Raw genomic sequence first — 23,247 nt, forward strand, 5'->3', positions numbered from 1 at the left:
GTTCCCGGGCCTGCCGGTCTCCCGGATCTCCCGGGTTCCCCTGGCATCCCGTTCGCCCTCGGCTCGCCGTCAGCCGCCGAGCTGGGTCATCACCTCCGAAGCGATCAACTCCAGGTGGTCCAGGTCGTCCAGGTCGTCCAGGTCCAGGATCTGGAAGTAGATCCGGGTCGAACCGATCTCGGCGAACCGGCCGATCCTGTCGACCACTTCGCCCGGTGAACCGGCGAGGCCGTTCTCCCGGAGCTCGGCGGGTTCGCGGCCGATCGCCGCGGCACGCCGGGCCACCTCGGCGTCGTCCTTGCCCACGCAGGCCACCAGCGCGTTCGAGAAGACCATGTCCTCCGCCTTGCGACCGTGCTCGGTCAGTGCGCCCCGGGCCCGCTCGAACTGCTGCGCGCTGGTGTCCACCGACCCGAACGGGACGTTGAACTCGTTCGCGAAGCGGGCGGCCAGGGCAGGCGTGCGCTTGGCGCCGAAGCCGCCGATCAGGATCGGCGGGTGCGGGTGCTGCGCGGGCTTGGGCAGCGCGGGCGAGTCGGCCAGGGAGTAGTGCCGCCCGTCGTAGCGGAAGGTGTCGCCGACCGGGGTGTCCCAGAGTCCGGTCAGGATGTCCAACTGCTCCTCGAGCCGCCCGAACCTCTCGCGCGGGAACGGGATCCCGTACGCGGTGTGCTCCTGTTCGAACCAGCCCGCGCCGATGCCCAGTTCGACCCGGCCCCCGGACATCGCGTCGACCTGCGCAACCTGGATCGCGAGCACGCCGGGTAGGCGGAAGGTCGCCGCCGTCATTCCTTGTTCATACACTCCGTCGTATGAGCAGAAAGAAGAACGCGCAGCCTAAATCCGCCATCGTGCCAGGCGAGTTGGCGGCAATCTACTGTCGGATATCCCATGCGAACGACGACGATCAAACGGGCGTTGACCGTCAGGAGCGCATTAATCGCGACACCGCCGAACGTCTGGGTTTGACGGTTGCACCTGACCACGTCTACATCGACAACAACCGTTCCGCTTGGCAGCGCACCCGCAAGCGCCCGGGGTGGGAAGCCATGCTAGAAGCTATGCGGAAGTCCGAGTTCCGGCACGTGATCGCATATCACCCGGACCGGCTCATGCGACAGCCTCATGACCTTGAGGAGCTGTTACAGATCGCCGACGATCGGTTTGCCACGCTGCACGGGCAGGCCAACCGACGTGACCTATCGGACCCCGATGACCGGTTCTTCTTGCGGATCGAAGTCGCGCACGCATGTCGTTCGTCTGATGACACGTCACGCAGGCTTAAGGACGCCCTCGAAGAGCGCGCCGACGACCGTAAGCCCCATTCGGGAAAGCGTCGCTTGGGATACACCAAGGACGGGATGGCGATTGTGGAGTCGGAGGCCGTCATCGTGCGCGAGGTCTTCGACCGGTACCTCAGGGGCGATGGTCTGTGGCCGATCGCCCGGAGTCTCAACGCCCGAGGCGTCAAGACCGCGTATGGCAAGGCGTGGACGGCTGGAACGCTGCGAGCGTTGCTTGACTCACGCCACGTCGCAAGTATCCGTGTACACCGAGGCGAGGAAATCGGGGACGGTATTTGGCCCGCGATCATCGACCGAGGTACGTGGGACGAAGTGCGTCAGCGACGTCTCTTCCGGTCAGCCAAATACGTGGATGACCAAGAGAAGAAGCGGTTCTATGTACTCCGAGGACTGTTGACGTGCGCCAAGTGCGGCACCCAGATGTCAGGCAGCAAGAAGGGTGACGCGCCGCACTACGCGTGCACTCGCCTTCACCGGGCCGATGACCTGAAGTGCTCCCGCCGCATCAAGGCACTCGAAGTTGAGGAGTTCGTACGTGACGCCGCCCTCGATCTCCTGGAGAGGTTGACCGTGTCCGGGGAGATGGCGAGCGCCACCGTGTCCGACCGCGTTGCCGAGACGATCGACGCGGACCGCCGGCAGCTCCGAGAGTTAAACGATATGTGGACGGCAAAGGAGGTAAGCACCGCCGAATACCGGCAGATGCGGAAGAGCATCGAGGATCGCATCGCGAAGGCCCAACGTAGGACCGTTGTAAGGCCGTTGAAGCTCATCGAAGGCGTGACTGGCCCCGGCGCACGCAAGGCGTGGTTTGCTGACGATATGACGGACGAGCGGCGCAACGCGATCCTCCGATTCTTGTTCTCCGCCGTGCGCATCGAGGCGTCCACCAAGCCGAGGGGTGTGTTCGACTGGGATCGGATCAAGATTGATCAGAACCCCCTGTAGGACTCCCAGGCGTGCCGCCCGCCAACAGATCGGCCAGGCGGGCGGCGCTTCGGGGACTGATCGTCGTGCGGAATCCCTCACAGACGCGCGCCAGAGCCCGAGCACGGGCAGCGTCATCCTGACGCTCACTCCTGCTCACGGGGCCCACGTGTGACCGAGTGCGCGTTCCTGTCGGACGATCTCACGCTGTCGAACGAGGTCTTCCGCAACGCCGGCTGCTATCTCGGCTTGCCCAGGGGTGTGGCCGTGCCCGGCGAAGCGCCAGGTTGCGAGCGTGAGTACGCCCGCGTCACCGGGGCCCGCGTCATCATCGGATCGTTGGTGATCGGCGCGGGCCGCCCGCAGCGCGCGGTAAGTGGTCGAATAGGCACGGGACTTGGTGAGGCAATGGCCTCTGAAGGCGAGCGTGTGTGCCCAGGGGCGTATGCGCAGGTGTGCGAGTTCCGGCAGCCCGCCCAGATCCCAAGAGGCCCGCAGAAGGGCCCTTACGTGGTCCGTGACGGGTAGCAGGTCGATGGTCGAGCGGTGGGTGATGCGGGTGTCGGTGCCGCCGCCGGCCACGGTGGACTTCGTGACGTATTTGGCGAGATAGCCGGCGATCGCATCGTCGGTCAGCTCGCGCCCGTCGTTGCAGGCCCGCAGCGGCCTCACGTCGAGTTGTCGGCCCCAGCGCAGGACATAGGAGCCGAGTGCTTCGGACGCCGGGGCGGAAACCCGTACTGCCGCAGCCGCTTCGGGGACCAGAGCGACCAAGAGGTCATCCGAGGCCCAGTCCGGCGGAGGCGAGTCGGGACCATCGGGGCCGTCCAGGCGCAGCACCGCGTGCAGGTGGACCGCGCCGCGTGCTTGGTACTCGGCCACCTTCGCAAACGAGACCCGAAGGTGTTCGCGCAGACGCGATCGAGGGATGCCCGCCGCCGAGGCCAGGCGCCGCCGCACAGCGTGAGTGAAGTAATCCCACAGTTCGCCGACGTGCGCATTCCAGAGCACGTGGTGCGGGTAGTCGTAACACGCCCGGCACAGCGGCTGCCCGATGACACTCTCATCGGGCGAATGCGTGAGAGGGCAGCCGCGGTGCCTCCCGTGCTCACAGAGGCTGCCGGCGCGTCTGGGTCGGCAAGGCCCGTCCGTGGTCGCCCGGTGGACAGGTCCGAACGAGGGTGCCGTCAGGGTGACGAACAGGCGTGGATGGTCGCGCACCACGGCGGGCACGCTCTTGCCGCCGACCAGGCCCGCGCGGACGAGGTGGAAGGTGTCGCCCTGGTGTTCGTAGGAGCAGGGTGCGCAGCGCGAGGCCCGGCGGTTGCGACAGCGCACGGCCAGGCGTCCGCCGGGTTCGTCGGCGGTGGAGTAGGCGTGGACCACCGTCCCGGAGGTGTCACGGGTGACGGTGGACCCGGCAAGGTAAATCGGGTGTTCACAGCCGCCGGTTGCGCGGATCTGTTCGACCCAGCGCCTGAATCCCGGCGCGTTGGCTATGCGGATCAGGTCCTGATCGACGGGTGAGAGTGCGGCGAGCCGTGCCCGATCCGCCTGCCGGGCACGGCTGTTCGTGCGGTCGTTGGTGTCTGTGGGTGTGGTGGTGCGCGGCAAGGGTGGTGCCTCCAGGCAGCCGAAGGGGTGTGGCGGGCGGGAGGCGCCGGGCGGCGCGGAGGTGTGGTCACGGTGATGCGGCCTCTCGGGTCGTGCGATGTGTCGGGTGGGTTAACGGATGGTGCCCTTGCCGCGACAGCAGCGGCACTTGCGGCGCCGTCCGGTGCGGGTACGGGTGTTGCGATCGCCGTGGCAGATCGGGCAGCGGACAGGACGCATGGTCAAAGGGAGGTCTCCAGACCTGTCAGAACAGTGCGAATACGAGGCTGGCCACCAGGCCCGAAATCGCCGGGGCCAGCGCGGACTGTGCGATGTAGAACCCGAACAACCCGGTCACGCAGACCTGCCACACGCGTAGTTCGCCAGCGCGGACGAGCATGAAAGTGATCAGGCCGAGGACGAAGACCAGCGGGAACGTGCTCGAAGCGCTGTTCACCGTGCCCCCTCACCGCAGCCGGCCAGCGCCGCCGTCAGCGCGGGCAGGTCGGGAGTCATCCCGGCATGGGCTGCGGAGATACCTGCCGCGTCTTTGGGGGTCACCAGGACCGACCGGGCCCGCATCCAGTCGCCGCCGATGCCCGTGAGGATGGCGACGCCGGGTTCGTCGGGGGAGATGGCCTGCGCCGCGTCGACGGCTTCCGGAGACAGGTCTCCGAGGGCCATTTCCGCCGTCCCGGGGTCGGAGACCCGATGGCAGACGCGCCCGGCAAGTTGCGCCCGAAGCGCTGTTGCCCCCGGCCCCAGGTCCGAGCCGACACGTTGCCCGGCAACGACCAGGTGAACGGCCAGGGCCGCGCCGAGTTGCGCGAGCCGTACCAGCGCCGTGGCCGCCCGCGCCGCATCATCCTTCTCCACACGCGACGCGGCGAGGAACAGTTCCGCCACCTCATCCACCACGACGACGATCGGCACGGGCCGTTTGCCGTCCGGCAGGTCCCACACGGAGCGCACCCGGGCAACCCGGCAGACGGTCATCCGCAGGTGCGTCTCTTCCACCAGGGCATCGAGGAGCGCACCGGCCTCCCGGCGGGACGTGGCCAGCGCCGACAGGCGCGGACCGAACAGGCCGAGTTCCATGCCGCCCTTGAGGTCGATGCCCACCAGGGCGACGGGTTGCGGAGCGAGCCGGGTCACCAGCGCGGCAAGAAGAGTGGACTTGCCCGTGCGCGTGGCCCCGACGATCAGCCAGTGCGGTAGCGCCCGGAAGTCCAGCACCCACGGAACGCCGTCCTCCCGCCGGCCGACCCGGGCACACATCAGGGGGTCGGTGGCGCCCGGCTTGTCCGGGGCGGACATCTCCCGCAGGGGATCGGTCGTCAGTGCGGACAGCCGCACACGGCCCCGTACGGGGGAGGTCACACGCACGGCGTGGACGCGCCAGGCGTGTGCCACCGCGTCCGCCGCAGCCGCGTAGGCGTCCGGGGTCTGGCCGGCATGCATGCGCACCGCGACTTCCAGGCCGCCCGGTCGGGGTCGGGGGATGCCGATCCGGGGCGGGACCGGCCGCAGCGGCTGCCCACGCACGATCAGATCTCCCAGCAGCACCCGGGAGGGACGACGCGTGATGGTCAGGCCCCGCTCGATCGCGAGCGGACGCCACGAGCGCAGCACTCGAACGGCAGCCGGCAGGAACCCGACCGCGTACCACCAGCCGACCGGGAAGCGCCGCCGCAGCAGCGGGGCCGCGACGAGCAGCCCCACCACCGCCACGAGCAGGACCCATGCCAGTAACTGACGCATCATCAGGCGTCACCCGCCTTGTCCTTGCCGCGCAGCGCGGACACCAACGGGCCGCCGGCATCCGCAGCCGCAAGGGTGATCGAGTCGGCCCGGAACGAGGTGCCGTGCCGGCCGTTCTGCTCCCAGGTGAAGGCGACCAGACCGGCGACGGTCACCCGTACGCCTTCCGAGATGCCGGACGGTTCACCGGACACCGCGATTTCGATTACGGACGCCCGCCGCGTGCCCTGTTGCCGCACGGAGACACCGACCGTCCACACGGTCACCCCGTCGCGGTCCGTCTTGAGTTCCCCGGTTTCCCGGGATACGAGCTTGGGTTCCGGCGCGACGACGCACAGCAGCGCCCCGAGCCGGTTCGTGTCCACAGGTATGGACTGCATGAGGTGTGGCCTCCAGCCACTCACGGACGCCCGTCTGTTGTCGGACGTCACTTGTCATGACAAGTGTCGGCCATGGAGCGCTGTGACGCAAGTGACTTGTCATGACAGGTGACATCAGTACGGGTGACGCCATACAGTCGAAGCGAGACGAACCCGTACACGGTGAACGCAGCCACCGACTAGGAGCCCCCATGGATTTGGTCCGACCCGACGCGCTTTATAGGCAGTTGGCCACCGCGATCCGAGGGGACATCCAGGCCGGCGAGTACCCGCCGGGGGCACTACTGCCGTCCGAAAGCGCCCTGTCCGAGCGCTACGGGGTATCCCGCCCCACTGTGCGCCAGGCACTGGCCGCACTGCGGACCGAGGGACTGGTGATCGTGCGGCGCGGGAAGGGGTCGTTCGTGCGCGACGCCGCAACAGGACCCACGGTGACGCTGGACCGGGCCATTGTCCGCAGCGCCGGCCACTACGCCGACCCTCACGGCGAGTGGTCGCAGGTCGAGGAACCCACCGCCTACCGCACCACCACCGACACCACCACCGGGCCGGCCCTCGGCATGGACGAGGGCGAAGCCGCCTTCGGCTGTGACCGCCTCATCTCCCACGGGCCGACCGGCACGCGCGCGATGGTGCGCATGGTGATCCCGTTCGCCACCGCCGACGCCGCCGGATTGGGCAACGATCCCGTCCGCCCGCAGGCCGAGCTGTACGCCGCCCTCGAAGCCGCAGGGCAGCGCCTCACGTGGCACGAGAGCGTCACCGCGCGGATGCCCACCCCGGACGAAACCACCGCGCTGCAACTACCGGAAGGCACACCCGTACTGATCATCCGCCGCATCACCGGCGGGAATTCGGGACCACTCCTATTGGAGGAGACGCGGACCGGTGCCGAAGCCGCGCAGGCCGACTACGTGATCACCCCACAGGGCCGACCCGCCGGCCGCAAACCCCGCGCCGCCAAGGACTGACGTATTCCGACATCAGTAATCGACGTGACGGTATGACGCCGGACAATCGTCACTGCGGATGCCCAGGCCGGACCATTGCAACGTCAGGATATCTACGGGCTTTCCGTCCCCAGGGATGGAAAGCCCGTAGTTTCCCGCCTCAAGGGATTCCCCATAGGCCGTCCAGACGACGGGCCGGTCGTAGAATTGCTCGTCACCCCACGTATTGGCCCAGCTCATACAGGATTTCTCCGGGGGTGTGAATGTCCATTTCTCCACCGTGCCGCACGGGGCAATTCTGGTGCCGCTCGGGAGGATCCACACCGGGCCCTGATCATCGGCTGACAGTTCCGCATTAACGGCCGACTTCGTACCCCCTTCCTTCGTATCCCGCACGCGCCACAGGCGCGATTTCTGGGCCGCCGCACCGCTCGCACCCCAATAGCCGTCCCGTGGCGCACGGTCGTTGAGCAAGTCCACGAGAGCCCCGCAGGCAGCATCGACGCCGGGCACCGTCGTCAGGGTCGTTCCCGATGCGGGCAGGGGGTCGGGGTTCACTTTCTCCGCCCAAACGACCGACGAATGTATTGCCTTCCACTTCCCCGCACCGCCGCTCTGGCGGAATACCACATACATCGTCGCTACTCTTTCCTGCACACCCACAATCCGTTGACTGGACAAGAAATACCGGTCCGCCCCGACGGGAGTCACCCCGGTATTGAAAATGCGAACATCGCTCACCGATACCGGATGGTAGAAGAGGGTCGGGCTCTTCTGCCCGTACTGCTTTATTCGCGCTATACGGTTCGTATCCGTCGCGAGCGGCGTACCGTCCTCCAGATCCCGGATAAGAGAGATATCCAGCCCGTCAAAAGCCGCCTTCTTCGCGGCCCAATACTCTAATACCGTCGTACGCGCATCGGCTTCCGAAATTGCAGGCACCGGCGGAAGAGGCGACGAAACGGCGACCGGCGGCCTTTGTGCAACCGGACCGGATGGGGCGTGGGCAGAATGCTCTGGGTTGTCCCCGCCCGAGCAGGAAACGGCTGCCATGCCGAGCAAGATCAACATGCTGGATTTCCGGATCATGCACGGGAGCCTAGGCACGGTGTCAACCCGAAATACGCCCAACGAAGATCATTCCCTGTGCGTCACCCCACCCTGCCCACCGACGACAGCATTCCGATGTCCTCGAACAACCCCACGGTGGTTATACACAGCCTGTGTATGGCATCCGGCTAGTCAGACCGCGACCCTCGACGTATGGGCAGAGCGATGCTCTACCGGGTCAAGCTGACGCGCTGACCCCCCAAGTCGACCCAACCCGAACCATTGGGAGGGGTCTGTATCACTCGACACCACCTCACAGTGGAGGTTCCGGCGTGACCCATATCCCCTGGGGATTCGAGCGGATGGCACCGCTCGTCGACACCCCGCCGACATTGCCCATCAGGTACGCGGGTCTGAACCCCGTCACCCAAACCGGTGTGTGGGTCGGTCCTGACGGACACCCCGCCGAACTCGGCAAGCACGGCACGAACACGCCGACCAGGCCGCCGACCGAGAACAGCAAGGACGGCAAGTCGGACCCGGACCAGGGACAGGACTACCAACCGGACTAGGAGGTAGCCGCCGGATGGACAAACGCCCGGTGCTGGTCGCGACAGCCGATCAGGACCCAACGGCAGACATGGTCATCGAGGAGCTGGACCGGCGCCGGGTGCCCGTCGTGCGCTTTGACCCGGGGCGGATGTTCCCCGCCCCCGGAACCCTCAGCGCTCACACATCCGCACGCGGATGGGGCGGCACGATGACCATCGGTGCCCGACACGTTGACCTCGGCGCCGTGCGCGCCTACTACCACCGTCGCCCGAGTCGACACCTTTTGACCGGTGACGACCAAGCCGAGCGATTCGCGGCACACGAGACGTGGCGAGGACTCGGCGGAGTCCTCGGCGCATTACCCGGGTGTCTGTACGTGTCGCACCCCCTTGCGATCGGTCGCGCCGAGTTCAAGCCCACTCAGTTGGCTATCGCCGGATACCTTGGCCTACGGGTGCCCGCAACGTTGATCACCAACGACGTTGACGAAGCGAAAGCGTTCTGCGCGGACCACACCGCGATCTACAAACCCCTGCACGCACACGCCTACACCGTCGGCAACCGACCGGCAGGAATCTACGCGGCTCCGGTCACGGCAGGCGAACTCACTGATGCCGTACGCGCATGTCCTCACCTGTTTCAAGAACGCATCGACAAAGCGGCGGACGTCCGGGTGACGGTGGTCGGAGACCGGGTGTTCGGCGCGCGCATCACGTCGCCGCCGGGCGTACTCGACTGGCGATCCGACTACGCGAACCTGGCTTACGACGAGATCGGATGTCCCGCCGAGGTGATCACCGGCGTGCAGCACATGTTGTCCCAGTTCGGTCTGTTGTTCGGGGCGTTCGACTTCGCAGTGACCCCGGCAGGTGAATGGTGGTTTCTCGAACTGAACCCCAACGGCCAATGGGCGTGGGTGGAAGACCAGACCGGACTACCGATCGCGTCGGCACTCGCCGATCTCTTACAGCACGGAGAGACCAGAACATGACGGAAGACCAGGACGAAGCCGCCCGATTCCGCAACCGGCTCGCTGACCGGCTCACGAAGGAAGGGGTGTTGCGGTCGCCCGAGTGGGACTCGGCGGTACGCGCCGTGCCCCGTGCGGCCTTCCTCGCGGGCGGATGGTTTGAGTACGAGGATGGTGGGTGGTGGCGCCCCACATCGATCACAGACGGTCCGGACAAGCTTGGGCGCGCGTACGAGAACGACACGCTTGTTACCCAGGTCGGCGGGGTGGTCGTGCCCCGGCAGGTCGACGGACGGGTGATGCTTGCGCCGACGTCGTCAAGCACGCTGCCGAGTCTGGTGGTTCGGATGTGCGAAGAGCTTCGGGTGACGGACGGGGCGCGGGTTCTGGAAGTCGGTACCGGGACCGGCTACTCGACAGCACTTCTCACACACCGACTCGGCGACGACCGGGTGACGAGTGTCGAAGTCGACCGGGACGTGTCGGCAAGCGCCGGCGTCGCCCTTGCGGGACTGGACCTTTGGCCAACCCTGATCGTGGGCGACGGACTCGCCGGCCACATCCCGGGGGCGCCATACGACCGCGTCATCGCCACATGTGGAGTCACGACCGTCCCTGACGAGTGGATCGCACAGACCCGCCCCGGAGGGGAAATCCTCGCGCCGATCTACGGCGGATGGATGGGAGCAAGCGAACTGGTACGGCTCACGGTCGCCGAGGACGGCACCGCCGAAGGGCCCATGCTCGGCGGGCGGGTCGGTTTCATGATGGCCCGACCGCAGACCCCGCCCCCGCTCGGACTGCTACCCGATCTGGACTCGGCCGACGAACAGCCCACCGATCTCGGCGCCGACGCGCTGACCGACTGGACAACCCGATGGGTCGCAGGGTTCGCCGTGCCGACCGTTCAACGACTCATGCTGTCCCGCGATGGGAACCCACTTCACGTCCTGGTCGACGTCGAAGCCGGGTCCTGGGCGAGCGTGTACCAACGCAACGGTCGATGGTTCGCCCGGCAAGGTGGGGGCGCCCGACTGTGGGACACCATCACCGACCGTGTCACCGAGTGGCGCACGGCCGAGTTGCCCGCCGAGAGCCTGCGCGTTCGTGTCGGACCGGAGGGGCAGCGCCTCACCTGGGAGTAGCCCGAACACCCCGCCCGGCTACCGCCTCAACGCGGGGCCGGGCGGGGCACCAACCACAAACCCGCAAGCTCAACCGGAAGCCGATGACTCCCCAATTCCGCTGGCCCAGCCTGTCCTATGCACTGCGCGACGCCATCGAGTCCGACATAGGACGCGTCACCAAGACCGTGTCACTGCCATGGACCCGCAGCGCGCCCTACGCAGCAGTCCTCAGGACACGCACCCATCGGCCGGTGGTCCTGAAGGCGGCCCCGGAGTGCCACAAGGCAGCCGAGTATGTACGCCGAGAAGCGATCGTTTCGCCCCGCGTCGCCCATGTGGCACCGGCATTCGTAGGGGCCTACAACGCCGGTGGGTGGGTGGCCACACTCGCCGCATTCCACGACGCCCGCTTTGCCGACCTCACTCCGGGATCCGCCGATCTACCGCGCGTCGCACGCGTGTTGGGAGCCGTGTCGCGCCCCTATGCCGGCCCCTCGCTGCCCCGCTTGTGTGACCGATGGCCGGACGCCGCCCTCAGCGCTGAAGACCGGAGTTCGCTCGGAGGCTTCACCTTGCTGCACACGAACCTTCACCGCACAAACTTGCTGGTCTACAAGGAGACTTGGGGCCCAAGAGTGCACATCGTGGGTTGGGGGCGTGCCGTGCTGGGCCCGCGATGGGCTGAATTGGCGATGTTCTACAGGGAGTTACGCCGAGCGGACCACACGGCGCATGCTGCCCACGCGTGGCTCGCCCAGTTCCCCACGTGGCGCAAGGCCCTGCCGGGTCGACTCACCGTGCTTGCTCGCGCGATGCAGAGAGATGCTTCGCCGCGCGACCGCGCCGTCTGGGCCGAGCTGATCAGCTAGGCGTCGGCGCCCTGATCGCGAGCCACAACGTACGTACCGCGTTGCGGCACCGTGCGGACATAGCCCTGTTCCCGTAGGTACTTGACCGCTCTGCGGGCTGTCTCTCGTGCCACGCCGTACGTTTCGATCAGCGTCGACTCGGAGGGGACGCGCCTGCCTACGGGCAGCGTGCCGGACTCGATATCGCGAATCAGATCGGCGGCAATCTGCCGATACGGCGGCTCTGGCGCTTCGTAGTCAATCTTGGTCGCGACCATGCACCCGACCCTAGCCGGACACGGACAAACGACCGCGACGATCAACGTACATAGTCGTTAGTAGACGTACCTAGAGGAGTTGCGTAACGTGGATCGAACACAAGAGCCCCGACAGTCGCGTCAACGGCTGCCGGGGCAGTCATCAGCCGAGCTGGTAAACGGAGCTGACAACAGTGACAGAGCTTATTCGCGCGCTCGTATGGGTGCTGCGGCTACTCGCCCCACGGACAACCGCCGGCGCGCACCGTGCCCGCCGCATCAACCGACCGGCCCGCCACAGGGGCAATCGGAGGGTGACCGTGTCCCTCTGGCGTGACTTCACCCCGCCGGCGTCCGAAGCCGTCAGCGCGCCCGCACCTGAGCCGGTCCCGACCCCTGAGCCGACCGAGCCCCCCGCGCCCGCCTCTGTGCCCGAGCCTGAGCCCACCGATGTGCTTGTCCGGCCGTACGTGATGGTCGTGGTGGAAGAACGCGCCCGGCAACAAGCCGAGGAAGACGAGCACTGGGCGCGCATCAACGAACAGATCGAGCGGGAAGCCGCCGAGCGAGCGCAGCGAGAAGCCGCGTACGCACGAGAGGCAGCCGTACAACAGGCACGCCGAGACGCCGCCGAAGCCGCACGCGCGGGATGGGATCTGGAATACCCCATCACGACACCGGGGGTGGCGTACGCATGATCCACGTACCGTCCTACCGCCACTGCTGCCGCTGTGAGAGTCAGTCCGCACTAGTCCCGGTGCAAGTGATCGAGTCCGGGCGTGGTGCGTCCGGGTGGACCCTGTGGGCATGCGCCGAGCACGCCCCCAAGTTCCCGCCGCTCGAACAGCCCGATGCGCGCTGCCTGCCCGAGCGTGAGCCGATTCCGCCACTCACTCTCGCGTTCTAGCCCGCCCCTGCCCCGTCCGGCCATCGTTGCCGGGCGGGGCTCTCTCATGTCCGCCAAGCGATGAAGCCTCCATCGAGGGACCGCCGGGCCGAGGTGTCCGAAACTTTCTCTACTTACTCAAGCCCGGCGCGTTCCGCGCCGGGGGCGGGCCCGCCCGGGGCGCCCGCCCCGGGCGTGCGGCGTGGCCGCCGGTCCCGGGTCGACACCCCGACCGGCCCCGCCCCGGGCAAGGACCCGTGAGGGGTCCGGCACAGCGGCTGCCCCCGGACACCACCATCCGGCGAAAGCGCGATGTGGGCAGCCGCGGTGCCTCCCTCTCCCTCGGAAGGCACCGACGCGACCAGGACCACGAGCCCGCTCGGTCGGGGGCCGGCGTCCGCAGTCTTGAGCCACCTCCCAGCACGGGGACCCCGCGTCGGGCAAGGCCGGGGGCCCTCAGTGGGGGTTCGGGTGGGGAGCGGTGCTCCCCACTGTGCCGGCCAGCGTACGGGCCCCCGACCATGCCCGACCCCCGCACAGGCAGGACACCGGCCCAACACTGCGACCACCACCCGCGCGCACCAGCCCGACACTTCACCCCCGCCGGAGACCCCTACGCCGCGCGCCCGGACACCCGCCGCAGCGCACCGGACACCATCCGGGCCCCGGCCACCGACAGCCGGACATCCACTGTCGCCGAGCCGTCCGCCAGCGAGACCGCGACCGCCCGAGCATCCCCCGACGAGAACCCGTGCGCATCGAACACGTCGTTCAGCGCGTCCGCCGCCGCAGCAGCGGCACGCCAGGCCGTCAGGTAGTCCACCCCCGGCAACCACAACGCCGCCCCGGGGTCCCAGTCGCCCAGGCCCCCGCCGCTGGCTAGGTGACCCGCCTCCCCCACATTCTCATCCAGACCCACCGTGACTCCTCCCTCAACCCCAGCCCATAACAAGGGCCCTGACAGACCGTCACACCGGAACGCAGCGCAACGACCCCGGTACCATCGGCACCGGGGTTCCGTCAGGGCCCCAACCGGACCACCCCAATCCCGCCAAGGTCACGGGGTGGTCCGGACTGAGCTATGTGGTTGTCCGGGTGGCGTCTTGCACTCGATCTGCAAGACGCCACCCGGGGGGATCAGAGCGGCGCGCGGCGCTGCCGGTCCGCGCGCCGCCTCCTGCCGTCACGGGAGAGGAGACGCTGTCGACACGCCTTCCCTGCGGCAGGAACCCACGGAGGTGGACAAGAGAAGGAAGCCTCCTCCGAGGGAGTTCAAAGGGTCGCAGGAGCGGAACGAGCGGCCCCGCCGACTCAGGGTCTGTCGGCAGGATTTCCGGTCATCGTGAACGGCCTTGCCAGTCCACGAGGTGCCAGATCGAAGCGGCACCACACCGTCTTGCCACCCATGCCCAGCGACCCCCACGACATGAAGTCCGAAACGGCTTCGACCATCCGCAGGCCGCGCAGCGAGCCCCCCATCAGATGCGGTTCCGACAACGACGGCTGTAGTACCTGTCGATCGGGCATCACGGGCGGACGCGGATCCGCATCTCGGATCTCGATCGCCACCGCGCGCATGGGCCAGAACGAAAGGCGCATCGTGAACGTGCGCCCCAAACGGCCTTGTTGGTCCGGCATGAACGCGTGCACCACAGCGTTCGTCGCCAACTCGGACGCGCAGAGCAAGGCTTCATTGGTCAGTTCGAGAAGATTCCAGTCCGCCATGGCCGCCCAGGTCAGCGCCCGAGCCTGCCTTACTTCCGTCGGACGGGACTCCCAGGTGCGTTCCCGAATCCACACCGGATCCCACCCGGGCCCGCTCAGCACAGCCCCGAGCCAACGTTCCCCGGGACTGAACCGGCCATGAGCTTCCGGCCGCCCGGGAGCAGTCCGTTCCTGGTCGCGTTCATCCGACTGAACCCGCGTGATTACGTGCCGCAGGCCCGCCCGCCCTATCTGCGTTCGTCCCATACGGTCGAGCTTCGACCCGAACGGGGTCTGGGCATCACCCCATGAGGGTTATACCCATGAGAGGTAGACTCACGGCGAAGAATGATCAACTGTTAGTGATCAACTGCGAATGATGAAGCGCACCCCGGGAGACGCTGAATCATGAACGACTACCTCTCACGTGCGGTCTTACCCGCACACGTTCTAGACCGCGACGACATGCGCGCTGCTCTGTCGAACCGTGACTTCGGAGCAGTCTTCGCACTTGCCCGCAAGTGGTGCGGGATCAGCTTTCAGAAGATTGCAGACGCGTGTGAGATCAACCCTCAGCGGGTCGGAACATTGGCGCGCGGCGAAGGACGAATCACCACCATTGACAAGGTCGAGACGATCGCCGACGCCATGCGCATCCCCGGCGAGATGCTCGGACTCGCCCCACGCCCATGGGAGCGATCAAGCCGAACACCCGTGCTCACTGGTGTCATAGTTGCGGGTCCGACGCACGGGCCGACCACCGACCCGCCGGAAGAATCCGAAACCGGCCTCACGTACAAGCGTTCGGTCACCGCTACTCTGGCTGACGTAGCCACCCTGGGGAGTAGCGACATGCATCGACGGTCATTCCTCACCAACGCCACATTCGCCGTAGCCGCGTTGGCGGCGCCAAGCCGTGACTGGCTGATGGCCAACCTTGACGAACTGGATGACGATAGGCCGCGCCGCGTGGGTCCTGAACAGATCAAGACCATCCGCGAAGCATTCGGGCACTTCCAGGAAATGGACGTGATCGGCGGTGGGGGCGACGCCGCACGCCGCCTTGTCGCGCAGTACCTCACCGAACAGGTGATGCCTCTCGTTGGCCAACCTCAGGCCCCCGCGATGCAACACGCCCTGTATGAAGTCGCCAGCGAACAGACCTACTTGGCTGGCTGGATGGCGTTCGACGCCGGGCGCCACGGACTTGCCGAGCGCTACCTGATCCAGTCGCTTCGCTTGGCCCAGGCGTCCGGCAACAAGATGCTTGGGGCACACGTGCTCGCAGGGCTCAGCGACCAGGCCACCCAACTCGGGTACCCCGAGGAAGGACTGAACCTGGCGCGGGCCGGACGGCACGGCTTGCGTGGGGTAACCGCACCGGCAGCCCTGACGGACCTTTACGTCCTCGAAGCCCGCGCCCATGCCGTCCTAGGCGACGTCATGTCAGCCGTCCGGGCCATCGACAGCGCCGAGCGCACCTACGACACCGTTAACCACGAAAACGAACCCGAGTGGGCTCGCTTCATCGATGACGCGTATGTCACCGGCGAAATCGCCGGGAGCCTGCGCGACATGAACGACTCCGTCAACGCGGAGAGGTTCGCGCGCGAGTCGATCGCCGCCGCACAACTCCAGAAGCGCAACCGCCGGGCATCCCTCAGCCAAGCAGTCCTAGCCGCAAGCCACATCCAGCGCAACGAGCTGGAGGCCGCGACGGGCGCCGCTCACCGTGCGCTCGATCTCTCGGCAGACATCCCGTCCAGCCGCGTTACCGCCGCCATGGACGGACTACAGGGCCGCATGCAGGTCTACGCAGACCAACCCGAAATTGCAGCTCTCATGGAGCGGTTCCGGCCTGCCTAACGGTGCCCCCGCGCAACACGGCTGAACGACAGCGCCCCGACCCCTTCCGCATGAGGGGGCGGGGGCGCTCGTCAAGGCAGCGTTACAGGGAGACTCGTCCGCGAAGCCATCGTCAGTGTGGATCAACGCGTGGGCGCCGTCGTCGAGTTGCCAGGCCGCATCCACGCAGCTCATCGCGGGGTGCATGAACGAGGATTGACAGCCGTCATCAGCGTGCCCAGTCGGATGCGCTTGGTTTCCCGGGCCAGTCCGGCCAGGGTGATCCACGCGTCGGTGGGACCGGGCAGGCCGTCGCCGCTCATGTGCAGGTAGTGGTCCGAGCGGAAGAAGGCCCCGAAGCCGAGGTCTTCGGTGGCCTTGGCCACGGTCAACAGCGTGTCGTAGGTCGCGCCTTGCTGAGGTTCGGTGAAGATTCGAAGATCCATACGGCCATCCTCTCCCGAGCGCGCGACTCGCACGGGAGCCGGCCACGCGCAGCACACGGAGGCCGAGCAGGCGCACTACACGCGCCCCGAGCGAACGCACCGCACGGAACCGGTGCGGGCCCGGCACGCGCGACGCGATCACGCGAGCCGCGCGGGGAAGGGCACCACATGCGCCGAACCGCGCCGCCGGCGTTGCGGGATCGCGGGGGCGTGCCGATGCGGTCGGCCCGACCAGGTCGCGGTCTCCTCGGCCGCGCGCAGCCGGACCAGATTGCGGAAGACGATCGCCCAGGCCGCCGCGCAGGCCCGGCGCTCGGCGGGCTCCAGCCGCGCCCAGTCCCCGCAGGGGTTGTCCGCCACTCCTTGCCGAGCCAGGAGCGTGAGCACCTTGGCCACTCGCCCGAGCACTCGGGCGGCCCCCGCGATCGGCACACTCGCCGGATCGCCGCCGGGCAACGGAACCACCGTGTCGGCGTCGGGACCCACGATCCGGGCGACGATCTCCCGGGCGTCGCCGAGTTCGTCGGCGACCCGACACAGGCAGCCACCCCGGTCCGGCTTGCCGCTCCAGGCGTGCACCACCTCCTGCACGGTGTGCAGCGCGAGGGCGACGGCGGCCAGCGCGCGTGGCGTGGAATCGACGGTGGCCAGTTCGTCGTCCAGTTCGGCGAAGGTCTGAATGGTGTGCATGATCGCTCCCTCGTGCGGTGCTCGTCCGGCTCGCCTGCTGTCGGTCCGGTGTGTTCACGACGCCTCCAGGTTGCGCCCGAGGAGCGGACGAATCGCCCGTCACCGAACAATCTGTGGACAACCAAGCGGATTTCGGGGCGGTTTCACCCTCCGGAGTGAAGTACTTCCCCGGTTGTCCACAGGACGTCGGCACGCAGAGTGACCGTGTGCCAACCTGATCGTTTCCCGGGAGGGCGCCTCGATCGATTCCCGACCGAGCACCGCGTTCCGGCCGGCCCCCGCCCGAGGCGACCGGCGATCGAGCACACGGCACGAACACACATCAGGGGGTGGTGGCATGTCCCGCACCGACGGCGACGGCGCGGCGGGCTACACCGTCGACACCGGCGAACTGCACGGTCTGGTCCGACGCTTGCACAACATCGGCACCGACTACCTCGCGCGCGGCTGCTTCGCCGAGCCCGCCCGGGTCGCGGCCGACACCGCACTAAGCACCGACGCCCTCGGCTCGCTCCCGGGCGCCGCCGAGCTGAGCGACCGGCACCGCCGCGCCTCGGCCCGGATGGTGGACCTCCTGACCGGGATCCGCGCGGAGTTGGCCGCGACCCGGGTCGAACTCGGCCGCACCGCCGACCGGTTCACCGACGCCGAGGCCGAGGTCGGCACACTGCTGCGCACGGTGGCGCCGCGATGACCGCCCCCGACGCCGTGGAAGCGTACGCGGCGATCCACGCGGCCCGACCCGGTGCGGTCGGCGCCGCGGCCGACGGTTGGCGCCTGGCCGCCGCCCGGCTGGCCGAACTGCGGGACGCGCTCGCCGAGACCGCCCGGCACGGCACGCGGATCTGGACCGGCGGCGGCGCCGAGCGATTCACCGCCCGCTGCCACGCCTTGGCCGACGTCGCCGATCGACTCGCCGCCCAGGGCGCCGCCTTGCACGAGCACCTCGGCGCGGCGGCCCAGGCCCTGGCCCAGGCCCAGGAGCACGCGTCCGACCCGACGGCCGCGCGAGCCGCCGCCACGCGCCTGGAGGACGTGTATCGCGACCTCGGCGACCGCCTGTGCGCCCTGCCCGACCCACCGAGCCCCGCCGAAGCACCGAAACCCACACCATCGAGCGCGGCCACGACCACCGACATCACCGACCAGACCCCACCCCGCCCATGTACACCGGCCACCACCCCGGCCGCCACCGATCCCGCTACTCCCGATCCCGCTACTCCGGACCTCACTACTCCCGAACCCACCAGCAGCGACCCCACCACCCCCGCAGCCGACTCCACCCCGACAGCCGCGCCGGACGAGACCGCGCCCCCACCACCCGCCGCTACGACGGCCTCGTGCGAGCCTCCCGAGCCTCCGACTCCCGAGGCCCCCTCGACGCTCCCGCCGACCACAACGACCTCGACGACCTCGACGACCTCGACGACCTCGACGACCACACCGTCTCCGCCACCCCCGCCGACCACTCCATTGACCACCTGCATGGCCACCACGACGCCGCCCCCACCACCGCCCGACCTCCCGCCCCCACCCGCGCCGGTGTCCGCGTCCGCTCCGCCCCTCCCGCCACCCCCGAGCACCTGCGCCGCACCCCCATACCCGACCACCCCACCGGCCCAGCCCGTCGTCGGCACCCCACCGCCCCACGAGCCCCGCCCGGTGCACCCGTCCGGAATCGGCCCACACCTCCAACACACCGCACCATCACCCCCGGCCCCGATCGCCCCGGTGACCGGCATCCGGGTCGCACCCGGCCTACACGGCGACGGCAGCGGCAACAACGACGGCTCGACGGCCACCCACGACGCCGCGCACTCCGACCTCGTCCCCGACCTCGTCGGCGGCACCGCTCGCAACGGCACCCCCGCCATCCCCACGTCCCCCACGTGGGTGACCGCCCCCACCACAGCGGGCACCCCCGCCACCCCAACCCCCCGCACCCGCCCCGGCACCCGCTACGCAACCCACCCGGCCGAAGACTGGTGGACCACCCCGCCACCGCCCCAGGCACCGGCCCCGGCCTAACCCGGCCCCATCCCAACTCAACCCAACCCGGCAGCCCCGAACCCGAACACACGAAAGGGCCGCCCCGACCAAGCCGGGACGGCCCTTCACCAAACACACCTACACCTACACCTATCTACCTACTACCAACGCCTACACCCACACACCCATACACCCGCACACACCCACAACCAACCCCCACCACCCCACGGCCGATCACCGCCGCCCGCGCCCACCGTCCCGCTTGACCGCACGCGGCGCCGGCTCCAGGATCGCCACCGACTCCACATGATGCGTATTGGGGAACAAATCGAACGACCGCACCGACCGCAGCTTGAACCCGACACCCGCGAAGTACGCCACGTCGCGCGCCAGCGCCGCCGGGTCGCAGGCCACATACGCGACCCGTCGCGGCGTCAGCCGCGCGATCCGCTCGACGACCGCCTTGCCCGCACCCGCGCGCGGCGGGTCCAGCACCACGATGTCGGCCCGGCGCAGGAAGCCCGGTCGGCTCAGCACCTTCTCCACCGTGCCGGTCTCGAACCGCGCGCCCGGCACGTCCCGAAGGTTGTGGATCGCGTCCTCGACCGCCTGCTTGGAGCTCTCGATCCCGATGATCGTGTCGCTGTCCGCGAGCCGCTCGGAGATCGCGCCCGCGAACAGGCCGACGCCGCAGTACAGGTCGAGTGCCAGGTCGCCCGGTCGCGGCTCCAGCCCTTCCACCACGGCCTGCACGAGCACGTCGGCCGCGGCCGGGTGTACCTGCCAGAAGCCGCCCGCCGAGACCTTCCAGGTCCGTCCCGCGGCCACCTCGCGCACCGCCGGTCGGCCGTGCACCTTGCGTACCCGGCCCTTGTCGTCGGCCCGGAACACCGACACCGCGCGGTTCAGCTCGACGATCGGCATCCGCCCGTCCGCACCCTCGGCGGGCACCACGGTGACCGCGCGGTCCAGCGAGCCGGTCGCCGAGACCGCCTCGACCGAGGCGACGCCGGGCCACTCGTGCGCCTCGATGCCCAGTTCCTCGACGCCGGGCGCCGCGATCGGGCAGGAGTCGATCGGCTGCACGTCGTGCGAGCGGTGCTTGCGCAGCCCCGCGCGGCCGGTCGCCGGGTCCACGGTGAACTGCACGCGCGTTCGCCAACCGAGGCCCTCGGGCATCCCGGGCGGGCTGTCCACGCCCTCGACCTCGACGTGTACGTCGACCTTGCCCAGCCGCAACAACTGCTCGGCCACCACGTCCGCCTTGAGCCGGCGCTGCGCGGCGGGCGTGGCGTGCTGCCAGTCGCAGCCGCCGCACATACCGGGGCCGGCCACCGGGCACGCGGGGGTGATCCGGTCCGGCGAAGCGGCCAGCACCTCGACCACGTCACCACGCAGGAAGCGCGACGTGGGCCCGCCATCGGTGATCTCCACGACGGCCCGCTCGCCCGGGAGCCCGTGCCGGACGAAGATGACGCGGCCCTCGTGGCGGGCCACGCAGTGCCCACCGTGAGCGACCGGGCCGATCTCGACCTCGTACCGCTCACCCCGCAGGGACTGGTCCGATTCGGGGGTGGTCGATCCGACAGGCACGGCACTCCTCATACAGCTCAGCTCGCACAGACATCGACAAGAGTTTCGGTGATCCCTCGGCCGGCGGCGCCTGACGGCGACGCCCGGGGACGACACGACGACACAAAGAAAGCGCCTCACGGCGGTGGGCGCGGTTCCAGGGTAGTCCCTACCCGAAGAACCCGCGCCCACCGTCGTGCCCCACACCCATGCCCCACGCCCATGCCCCGAATCAACCGGCCCGCACGAGCCGACTCAGGAACCCGACCCCGATCCCGACTCCCCCGCTGACCCGCCCGACCCGCCCGCTCCGCCCGACCCGCCCGACTTGGTCGGTCCGCCCGACTTGCTCGTTCCGCCCGACCCCCGCCGACCGTCCCCGGCGCGCGGCGTGCGCGCCGGTCCACGCCGTACCGAACCGGGGGCGACCCACGCCTTCGGCTCCTTGAGCCGCTCGGACGACTCCAACTGCCACGGCACCGATGTCACCATGACCCCCGGCGTGAACAGCAGTCGGCCCTTGAGTCGCAGCGCGCTCTGGTTGTGCAGGATCTGCTCGTACCAGCGCCCGACCACGTACTCGGGGATGTACACGTTCACCACGTCGCGCGGGCTGGACCGGCGCACCGACTTCACGTACTCGATCACCGGTCGGGTGATCTCGCGATACGGCGAGTCGAGCACCTTGAGCGGCACCTCTATCCCGCGCTCGTCCCACTCCCGCCGCAGCGCCTCGGTCTCGGCCGGGTCGACGTTGACGGTGACCGCCTCGACCACGTTGGGCCGCGAGTAGCGCGCGTACGCCAGGGCCCGCAGCGACGGCTTGTGCAGCTTGGACACCAGCACGATCGCGTGCACGCGCGAGGGCAGCTTGGTGTCGTCGATCTCGACCGCCGCGAGTTCGGCGGCGACCCGGTCGTAGTGCCGGCGGATCTGCTTCATCAGCAGGAACAGCACGCCCATCGCCGCGATCGCGATCCAGGCCCCCTGGGCGAACTTGGTCACCAGCACGATCACCAGCACCGTGCCGGTCATGAACAGACCGAACGCGTTGATCACCCGGCTGCGCATCATCCGACCGCGCGCGGCCGGCTCGGTCTCGGTCTTCAGGTGCCGGGTCCAGTGCCGGATCATGCCCGCCTGGCTCATCGTGAAGGACACGAAGACGCCGACGACGTAGAGCTGGATCAGCTTGGTGGGCTCGGCGTCGAAGGCGATGATCAGCACGATCGCGAACGCGGCCAGCATGATGATGCCGTTGCTGAAGGCGAGCCGGTCGCCGCGCGTGTGCAGTTGCCGGGGCAGGTAGCGGTCCTGGGCCAGGATCGAGCCGAGTACCGGGAAGCCGTTGAACGCGGTGTTCGCGGCCAGGATCAGGATCAGACCGGTGACCGCGAGCACGAGGTAGAACAGCGGCGACGCGAACGTGCCGCCGAAGACCGCGTCGGCGACCTGGGCCACCACGGTCTTCTGCTCGTAGTCGGCGGGCGCCCCCTGGATCTGACTGGCCGGGTCCTCCGCGAACCGCACCTTCGTCATGTTCGCCAGCGCCAGCATGCCCATCAGCATGGTCACCGAGATGGTGCCCATCAGCAGCAGCGTGGAGGCCGCGTTCTTGCTCTTGGGCTTGCGGAAGGCCGGTACGCCGTTGCTGATCGCCTCGACACCGGTCAGCGCCGCACAACCGGAGGAGAAGGTACGCAGCAGCAGGAACACGAGCGCGAAGCCGCTGAAGCTGTCCTCGGCCTCGATGTGGAACCCGGCGCTCTCGGCCTCCATGTCCGCGCCGGTGGCGCCGCGGATCAGGCCGAACAGGGTCATCCCCAGGATGGCGGCCATGAACGCGTAGGTGGGAACCGCGAAGAGCTTGCCCGACTCGCGGACGCCGCGCAGGTTCATCGCCATCAGCAGCAGCACCAGACCGACCGCCAACAGCACCTTGTGTGATTGCAACGCGGGCACCGCGGAGGCCATGTTCGCCACCCCGGAGGAGACCGACACCGCCACCGTCAGCACGTAGTCGACGAGCAGCGCGCTGCCGACCGTCAAACCGGCGTTGGGACCCAGGTTGACGCTCGCGACCTCGTAGTCACCGCCGCCGCTGGGGTAGGCGTGCACGTTCTGGCGGTAGGAGGCGACGACGGTCAGCATGACCACGACGACGGCCAGACCGACCTTCCACGAGAAGTGGTAGGTCGCCATTCCCGCCATGGAAAGGGTGAGCAGAATCTCGTCCGGCGCGTAGGCGACGGAGGACAGTGCGTCGGAGGCGAAAATGGGCAACGCGATGCGCTTCGGCAGGAGCGTCTCGGACAGCTTGTCGCTGCGCAGGGCTCGGCCGACAAGGATGCGTTTGGACAGATCGGTCAGTCTTGACACGCAGGTGATCGTAAGCC

Annotated in this window: 22 protein-coding genes and 2 pseudogenes; 11 read left to right on the top strand and 13 right to left on the bottom strand. The window is 68.5% G+C overall.

Annotated elements, in window-relative coordinates:
- Nucleotides 1-69 precede the first annotated feature (69 nt).
- Nucleotides 70-789 (bottom strand): annotated as a pseudogene (locus ACIRL2_RS01410) (LLM class flavin-dependent oxidoreductase); the annotation flags it as partial.
- Nucleotides 790-812: 23 nt separating this feature from the next.
- Between ACIRL2_RS01410 and ACIRL2_RS01415 the strand changes: the two are divergent.
- Entirely contained in the window at nucleotides 813-2,252 is a 1,440-nt protein-coding gene (locus tag ACIRL2_RS01415; protein ID WP_402229299.1) for a recombinase family protein, read from the top strand.
- 135 nt (nucleotides 2,253-2,387) lie between these two features.
- Here ACIRL2_RS01415 and ACIRL2_RS01420 read toward each other — a convergent pair whose 3' ends face one another.
- The 4 genes from ACIRL2_RS01420 to ACIRL2_RS01435 all read right to left on the bottom strand — a co-directional run bounded on the left by ACIRL2_RS01420 (nucleotide 2,388) and on the right by ACIRL2_RS01435 (nucleotide 5,965).
- Nucleotides 2,388-3,845 carry a replication initiator gene (locus tag ACIRL2_RS01420; RefSeq protein ID WP_402229302.1) on the bottom strand — a complete coding sequence of 486 codons (1,458 nt, stop codon included), beginning with the start codon at nucleotides 3,843-3,845 and terminating at the stop codon, nucleotides 2,388-2,390.
- Nucleotides 3,846-4,089: 244 nt separating this feature from the next.
- On the bottom strand, nucleotides 4,090-4,281 hold the full coding sequence (locus tag ACIRL2_RS01425) for a hypothetical protein (RefSeq protein ID WP_402229305.1): 192 nt from the start codon (nucleotides 4,279-4,281) through the stop codon (nucleotides 4,090-4,092).
- The gene (locus ACIRL2_RS01430) at nucleotides 4,278-5,588 is read right to left on the bottom strand and encodes an FtsK/SpoIIIE domain-containing protein (protein WP_402229308.1); all 1,311 of its coding nucleotides are present in this window, start codon (nucleotides 5,586-5,588) and stop codon (nucleotides 4,278-4,280) included. The genes ACIRL2_RS01425 and ACIRL2_RS01430 overlap by 4 nt, the downstream gene beginning before the upstream one ends.
- Nucleotides 5,588-5,965, bottom strand: a complete 378-nt coding sequence (locus tag ACIRL2_RS01435; RefSeq protein ID WP_402229311.1) for a hypothetical protein — start codon at nucleotides 5,963-5,965, stop codon at nucleotides 5,588-5,590. Before ACIRL2_RS01435 ends, ACIRL2_RS01430 begins: the two co-directional genes overlap by 1 nt.
- 191 nt (nucleotides 5,966-6,156) lie before the next feature.
- Between ACIRL2_RS01435 and ACIRL2_RS01440 the strand changes: the two genes are divergently transcribed.
- Nucleotides 6,157-6,936 (top strand): GntR family transcriptional regulator, encoded by a 780-nt coding sequence (locus ACIRL2_RS01440; protein ID WP_402229314.1) that lies wholly within the window; start codon nucleotides 6,157-6,159, stop codon nucleotides 6,934-6,936.
- A gap of 12 nt (nucleotides 6,937-6,948) precedes the next feature.
- On the opposite strand, the gene ACIRL2_RS01445 is transcribed toward ACIRL2_RS01440, so the two are convergent.
- Nucleotides 6,949-8,004 (bottom strand): hypothetical protein, encoded by a 1,056-nt coding sequence (locus ACIRL2_RS01445; RefSeq protein WP_402229316.1) that lies wholly within the window; start codon nucleotides 8,002-8,004, stop codon nucleotides 6,949-6,951.
- Nucleotides 8,005-8,297: 293 nt separating this feature from the next.
- Between ACIRL2_RS01445 and tgmA the strand changes: the two genes are divergently transcribed.
- From tgmA to ACIRL2_RS01465, 4 genes are all read left to right on the top strand, one after another.
- Entirely contained in the window at nucleotides 8,298-8,537 is a 240-nt protein-coding gene (gene tgmA / locus ACIRL2_RS01450) for a putative ATP-grasp-modified RiPP (protein WP_402229318.1), read from the top strand.
- Between the two features lie 14 nt (nucleotides 8,538-8,551).
- A complete protein-coding gene (tgmB, locus tag ACIRL2_RS01455; protein WP_402229321.1) occupies nucleotides 8,552-9,508 on the top strand; it encodes an ATP-grasp ribosomal peptide maturase in 957 nt (318 codons plus the stop codon).
- Complete coding sequence (tgmC, locus tag ACIRL2_RS01460) at nucleotides 9,505-10,632, top strand: ATP-grasp peptide maturase system methyltransferase (RefSeq protein WP_402229324.1); 1,128 nt, start codon at nucleotides 9,505-9,507, stop codon at nucleotides 10,630-10,632. Before tgmB ends, tgmC begins: the two co-directional genes overlap by 4 nt.
- An 83-nt stretch (nucleotides 10,633-10,715) precedes the next feature.
- Nucleotides 10,716-11,483 carry a phosphotransferase gene (locus ACIRL2_RS01465; RefSeq protein WP_402229326.1) on the top strand — a complete coding sequence of 256 codons (768 nt, stop codon included), beginning with the start codon at nucleotides 10,716-10,718 and terminating at the stop codon, nucleotides 11,481-11,483.
- On the opposite strand, the gene ACIRL2_RS01470 is transcribed toward ACIRL2_RS01465, so the two are convergent.
- On the bottom strand, nucleotides 11,480-11,740 hold the full coding sequence (locus ACIRL2_RS01470) for a GntR family transcriptional regulator (protein WP_402229328.1): 261 nt from the start codon (nucleotides 11,738-11,740) through the stop codon (nucleotides 11,480-11,482). The genes ACIRL2_RS01465 and ACIRL2_RS01470 overlap by 4 nt on opposite strands.
- 293 nt (nucleotides 11,741-12,033) lie before the next feature.
- On the opposite strand from ACIRL2_RS01470, the gene ACIRL2_RS01475 reads away from it, so the two are divergent.
- A complete protein-coding gene (locus ACIRL2_RS01475) occupies nucleotides 12,034-12,417 on the top strand; it encodes a hypothetical protein (RefSeq protein WP_402229330.1) in 384 nt (127 codons plus the stop codon).
- A gap of 801 nt (nucleotides 12,418-13,218) precedes the next feature.
- Here ACIRL2_RS01475 and ACIRL2_RS01480 read toward each other — a convergent pair.
- Entirely contained in the window at nucleotides 13,219-13,524 is a 306-nt protein-coding gene (locus ACIRL2_RS01480; protein ID WP_402229332.1) for a hypothetical protein, read from the bottom strand.
- Between the two features lie 392 nt (nucleotides 13,525-13,916).
- The gene (locus tag ACIRL2_RS01485) at nucleotides 13,917-14,432 is read right to left on the bottom strand and encodes an ATP-binding protein (protein ID WP_402229335.1); all 516 of its coding nucleotides are present in this window, start codon (nucleotides 14,430-14,432) and stop codon (nucleotides 13,917-13,919) included.
- 36 nt (nucleotides 14,433-14,468) lie between these two features.
- Here ACIRL2_RS01485 and ACIRL2_RS01490 point away from each other — a divergent pair, with 36 nt between their 5' ends.
- Both ACIRL2_RS01490 and ACIRL2_RS01495 read left to right on the top strand, forming a co-directional pair.
- Nucleotides 14,469-14,621, top strand: a complete 153-nt coding sequence (locus ACIRL2_RS01490; RefSeq protein ID WP_402229337.1) for a hypothetical protein — start codon at nucleotides 14,469-14,471, stop codon at nucleotides 14,619-14,621.
- 96 nt (nucleotides 14,622-14,717) lie between these two features.
- Entirely contained in the window at nucleotides 14,718-16,175 is a 1,458-nt protein-coding gene (locus ACIRL2_RS01495) for a transcriptional regulator (RefSeq protein ID WP_402229339.1), read from the top strand.
- A gap of 200 nt (nucleotides 16,176-16,375) precedes the next feature.
- Here ACIRL2_RS01495 and ACIRL2_RS01500 read toward each other — a convergent pair.
- Both ACIRL2_RS01500 and ACIRL2_RS01505 read right to left on the bottom strand, forming a co-directional pair.
- A pseudogene (locus ACIRL2_RS01500) lies at nucleotides 16,376-16,600 on the bottom strand (LLM class flavin-dependent oxidoreductase); the annotation flags it as partial.
- Between the two features lie 138 nt (nucleotides 16,601-16,738).
- Nucleotides 16,739-17,290, bottom strand: coding sequence for a hypothetical protein (locus ACIRL2_RS01505; RefSeq protein ID WP_395859843.1), 552 nt, complete (start codon nucleotides 17,288-17,290; stop codon nucleotides 16,739-16,741).
- 337 nt (nucleotides 17,291-17,627) lie between these two features.
- On the opposite strand from ACIRL2_RS01505, the gene ACIRL2_RS01510 reads away from it, so the two are divergent.
- Both ACIRL2_RS01510 and ACIRL2_RS01515 read left to right on the top strand, forming a co-directional pair.
- Nucleotides 17,628-17,984, top strand: a complete 357-nt coding sequence (locus ACIRL2_RS01510) for a hypothetical protein (protein WP_402229342.1) — start codon at nucleotides 17,628-17,630, stop codon at nucleotides 17,982-17,984.
- Nucleotides 17,981-19,318: a hypothetical protein gene (locus ACIRL2_RS01515; protein ID WP_402229344.1), complete on the top strand. Its 1,338-nt coding sequence runs from the start codon at nucleotides 17,981-17,983 to the stop codon at nucleotides 19,316-19,318. Before ACIRL2_RS01510 ends, ACIRL2_RS01515 begins: the two co-directional genes overlap by 4 nt.
- A gap of 195 nt (nucleotides 19,319-19,513) precedes the next feature.
- Here the strand turns inward: ACIRL2_RS01515 and ACIRL2_RS01520 are convergent, their stop codons facing one another.
- Both ACIRL2_RS01520 and ACIRL2_RS01525 read right to left on the bottom strand, forming a co-directional pair.
- Nucleotides 19,514-20,884 (bottom strand): class I SAM-dependent RNA methyltransferase, encoded by a 1,371-nt coding sequence (locus ACIRL2_RS01520; protein ID WP_402229346.1) that lies wholly within the window; start codon nucleotides 20,882-20,884, stop codon nucleotides 19,514-19,516.
- Nucleotides 20,885-21,106: 222 nt separating this feature from the next.
- Entirely contained in the window at nucleotides 21,107-23,230 is a 2,124-nt protein-coding gene (locus ACIRL2_RS01525; protein WP_395859847.1) for an APC family permease, read from the bottom strand.
- Nucleotides 23,231-23,247: the final 17 nt, after the last annotated feature.

Source organism: Embleya sp. NPDC127516, from assembly GCF_044765325.1.
GTDB lineage: Bacteria > Actinomycetota > Actinomycetes > Streptomycetales > Streptomycetaceae > Embleya.

Bases quoted from the DNA above. Each gene is read 5' to 3' on its own strand.
- ACIRL2_RS01415 (WP_402229299.1), top strand. From the start codon at position 813: ATGAGCAGAAAGAAGAACGCGCAGCCTAAATCCGCCATCGTGCCAGGC.
- ACIRL2_RS01430 (WP_402229308.1), bottom strand. From the start codon at position 5,588: ATGATGCGTCAGTTACTGGCATGGGTCCTGCTCGTGGCGGTGGTGGGG.
- ACIRL2_RS01435 (WP_402229311.1), bottom strand. From the start codon at position 5,965: ATGCAGTCCATACCTGTGGACACGAACCGGCTCGGGGCGCTGCTGTGC.
- ACIRL2_RS01440 (WP_402229314.1), top strand. From the start codon at position 6,157: ATGGATTTGGTCCGACCCGACGCGCTTTATAGGCAGTTGGCCACCGCG.
- ACIRL2_RS01445 (WP_402229316.1), bottom strand. From the start codon at position 8,004: ATGATCCGGAAATCCAGCATGTTGATCTTGCTCGGCATGGCAGCCGTT.
- tgmB (WP_402229321.1), top strand. From the start codon at position 8,552: ATGGACAAACGCCCGGTGCTGGTCGCGACAGCCGATCAGGACCCAACG.
- tgmC (WP_402229324.1), top strand. From the start codon at position 9,505: ATGACGGAAGACCAGGACGAAGCCGCCCGATTCCGCAACCGGCTCGCT.
- ACIRL2_RS01465 (WP_402229326.1), top strand. From the start codon at position 10,716: ATGACTCCCCAATTCCGCTGGCCCAGCCTGTCCTATGCACTGCGCGAC.
- ACIRL2_RS01470 (WP_402229328.1), bottom strand. From the start codon at position 11,740: ATGGTCGCGACCAAGATTGACTACGAAGCGCCAGAGCCGCCGTATCGG.
- ACIRL2_RS01490 (WP_402229337.1), top strand. From the start codon at position 14,469: ATGAGCTTCCGGCCGCCCGGGAGCAGTCCGTTCCTGGTCGCGTTCATC.
- ACIRL2_RS01495 (WP_402229339.1), top strand. From the start codon at position 14,718: ATGAACGACTACCTCTCACGTGCGGTCTTACCCGCACACGTTCTAGAC.
- ACIRL2_RS01505 (WP_395859843.1), bottom strand. From the start codon at position 17,290: ATGCACACCATTCAGACCTTCGCCGAACTGGACGACGAACTGGCCACC.
- ACIRL2_RS01510 (WP_402229342.1), top strand. From the start codon at position 17,628: ATGTCCCGCACCGACGGCGACGGCGCGGCGGGCTACACCGTCGACACC.
- ACIRL2_RS01515 (WP_402229344.1), top strand. From the start codon at position 17,981: ATGACCGCCCCCGACGCCGTGGAAGCGTACGCGGCGATCCACGCGGCC.
- ACIRL2_RS01520 (WP_402229346.1), bottom strand. From the start codon at position 20,884: ATGAGGAGTGCCGTGCCTGTCGGATCGACCACCCCCGAATCGGACCAG.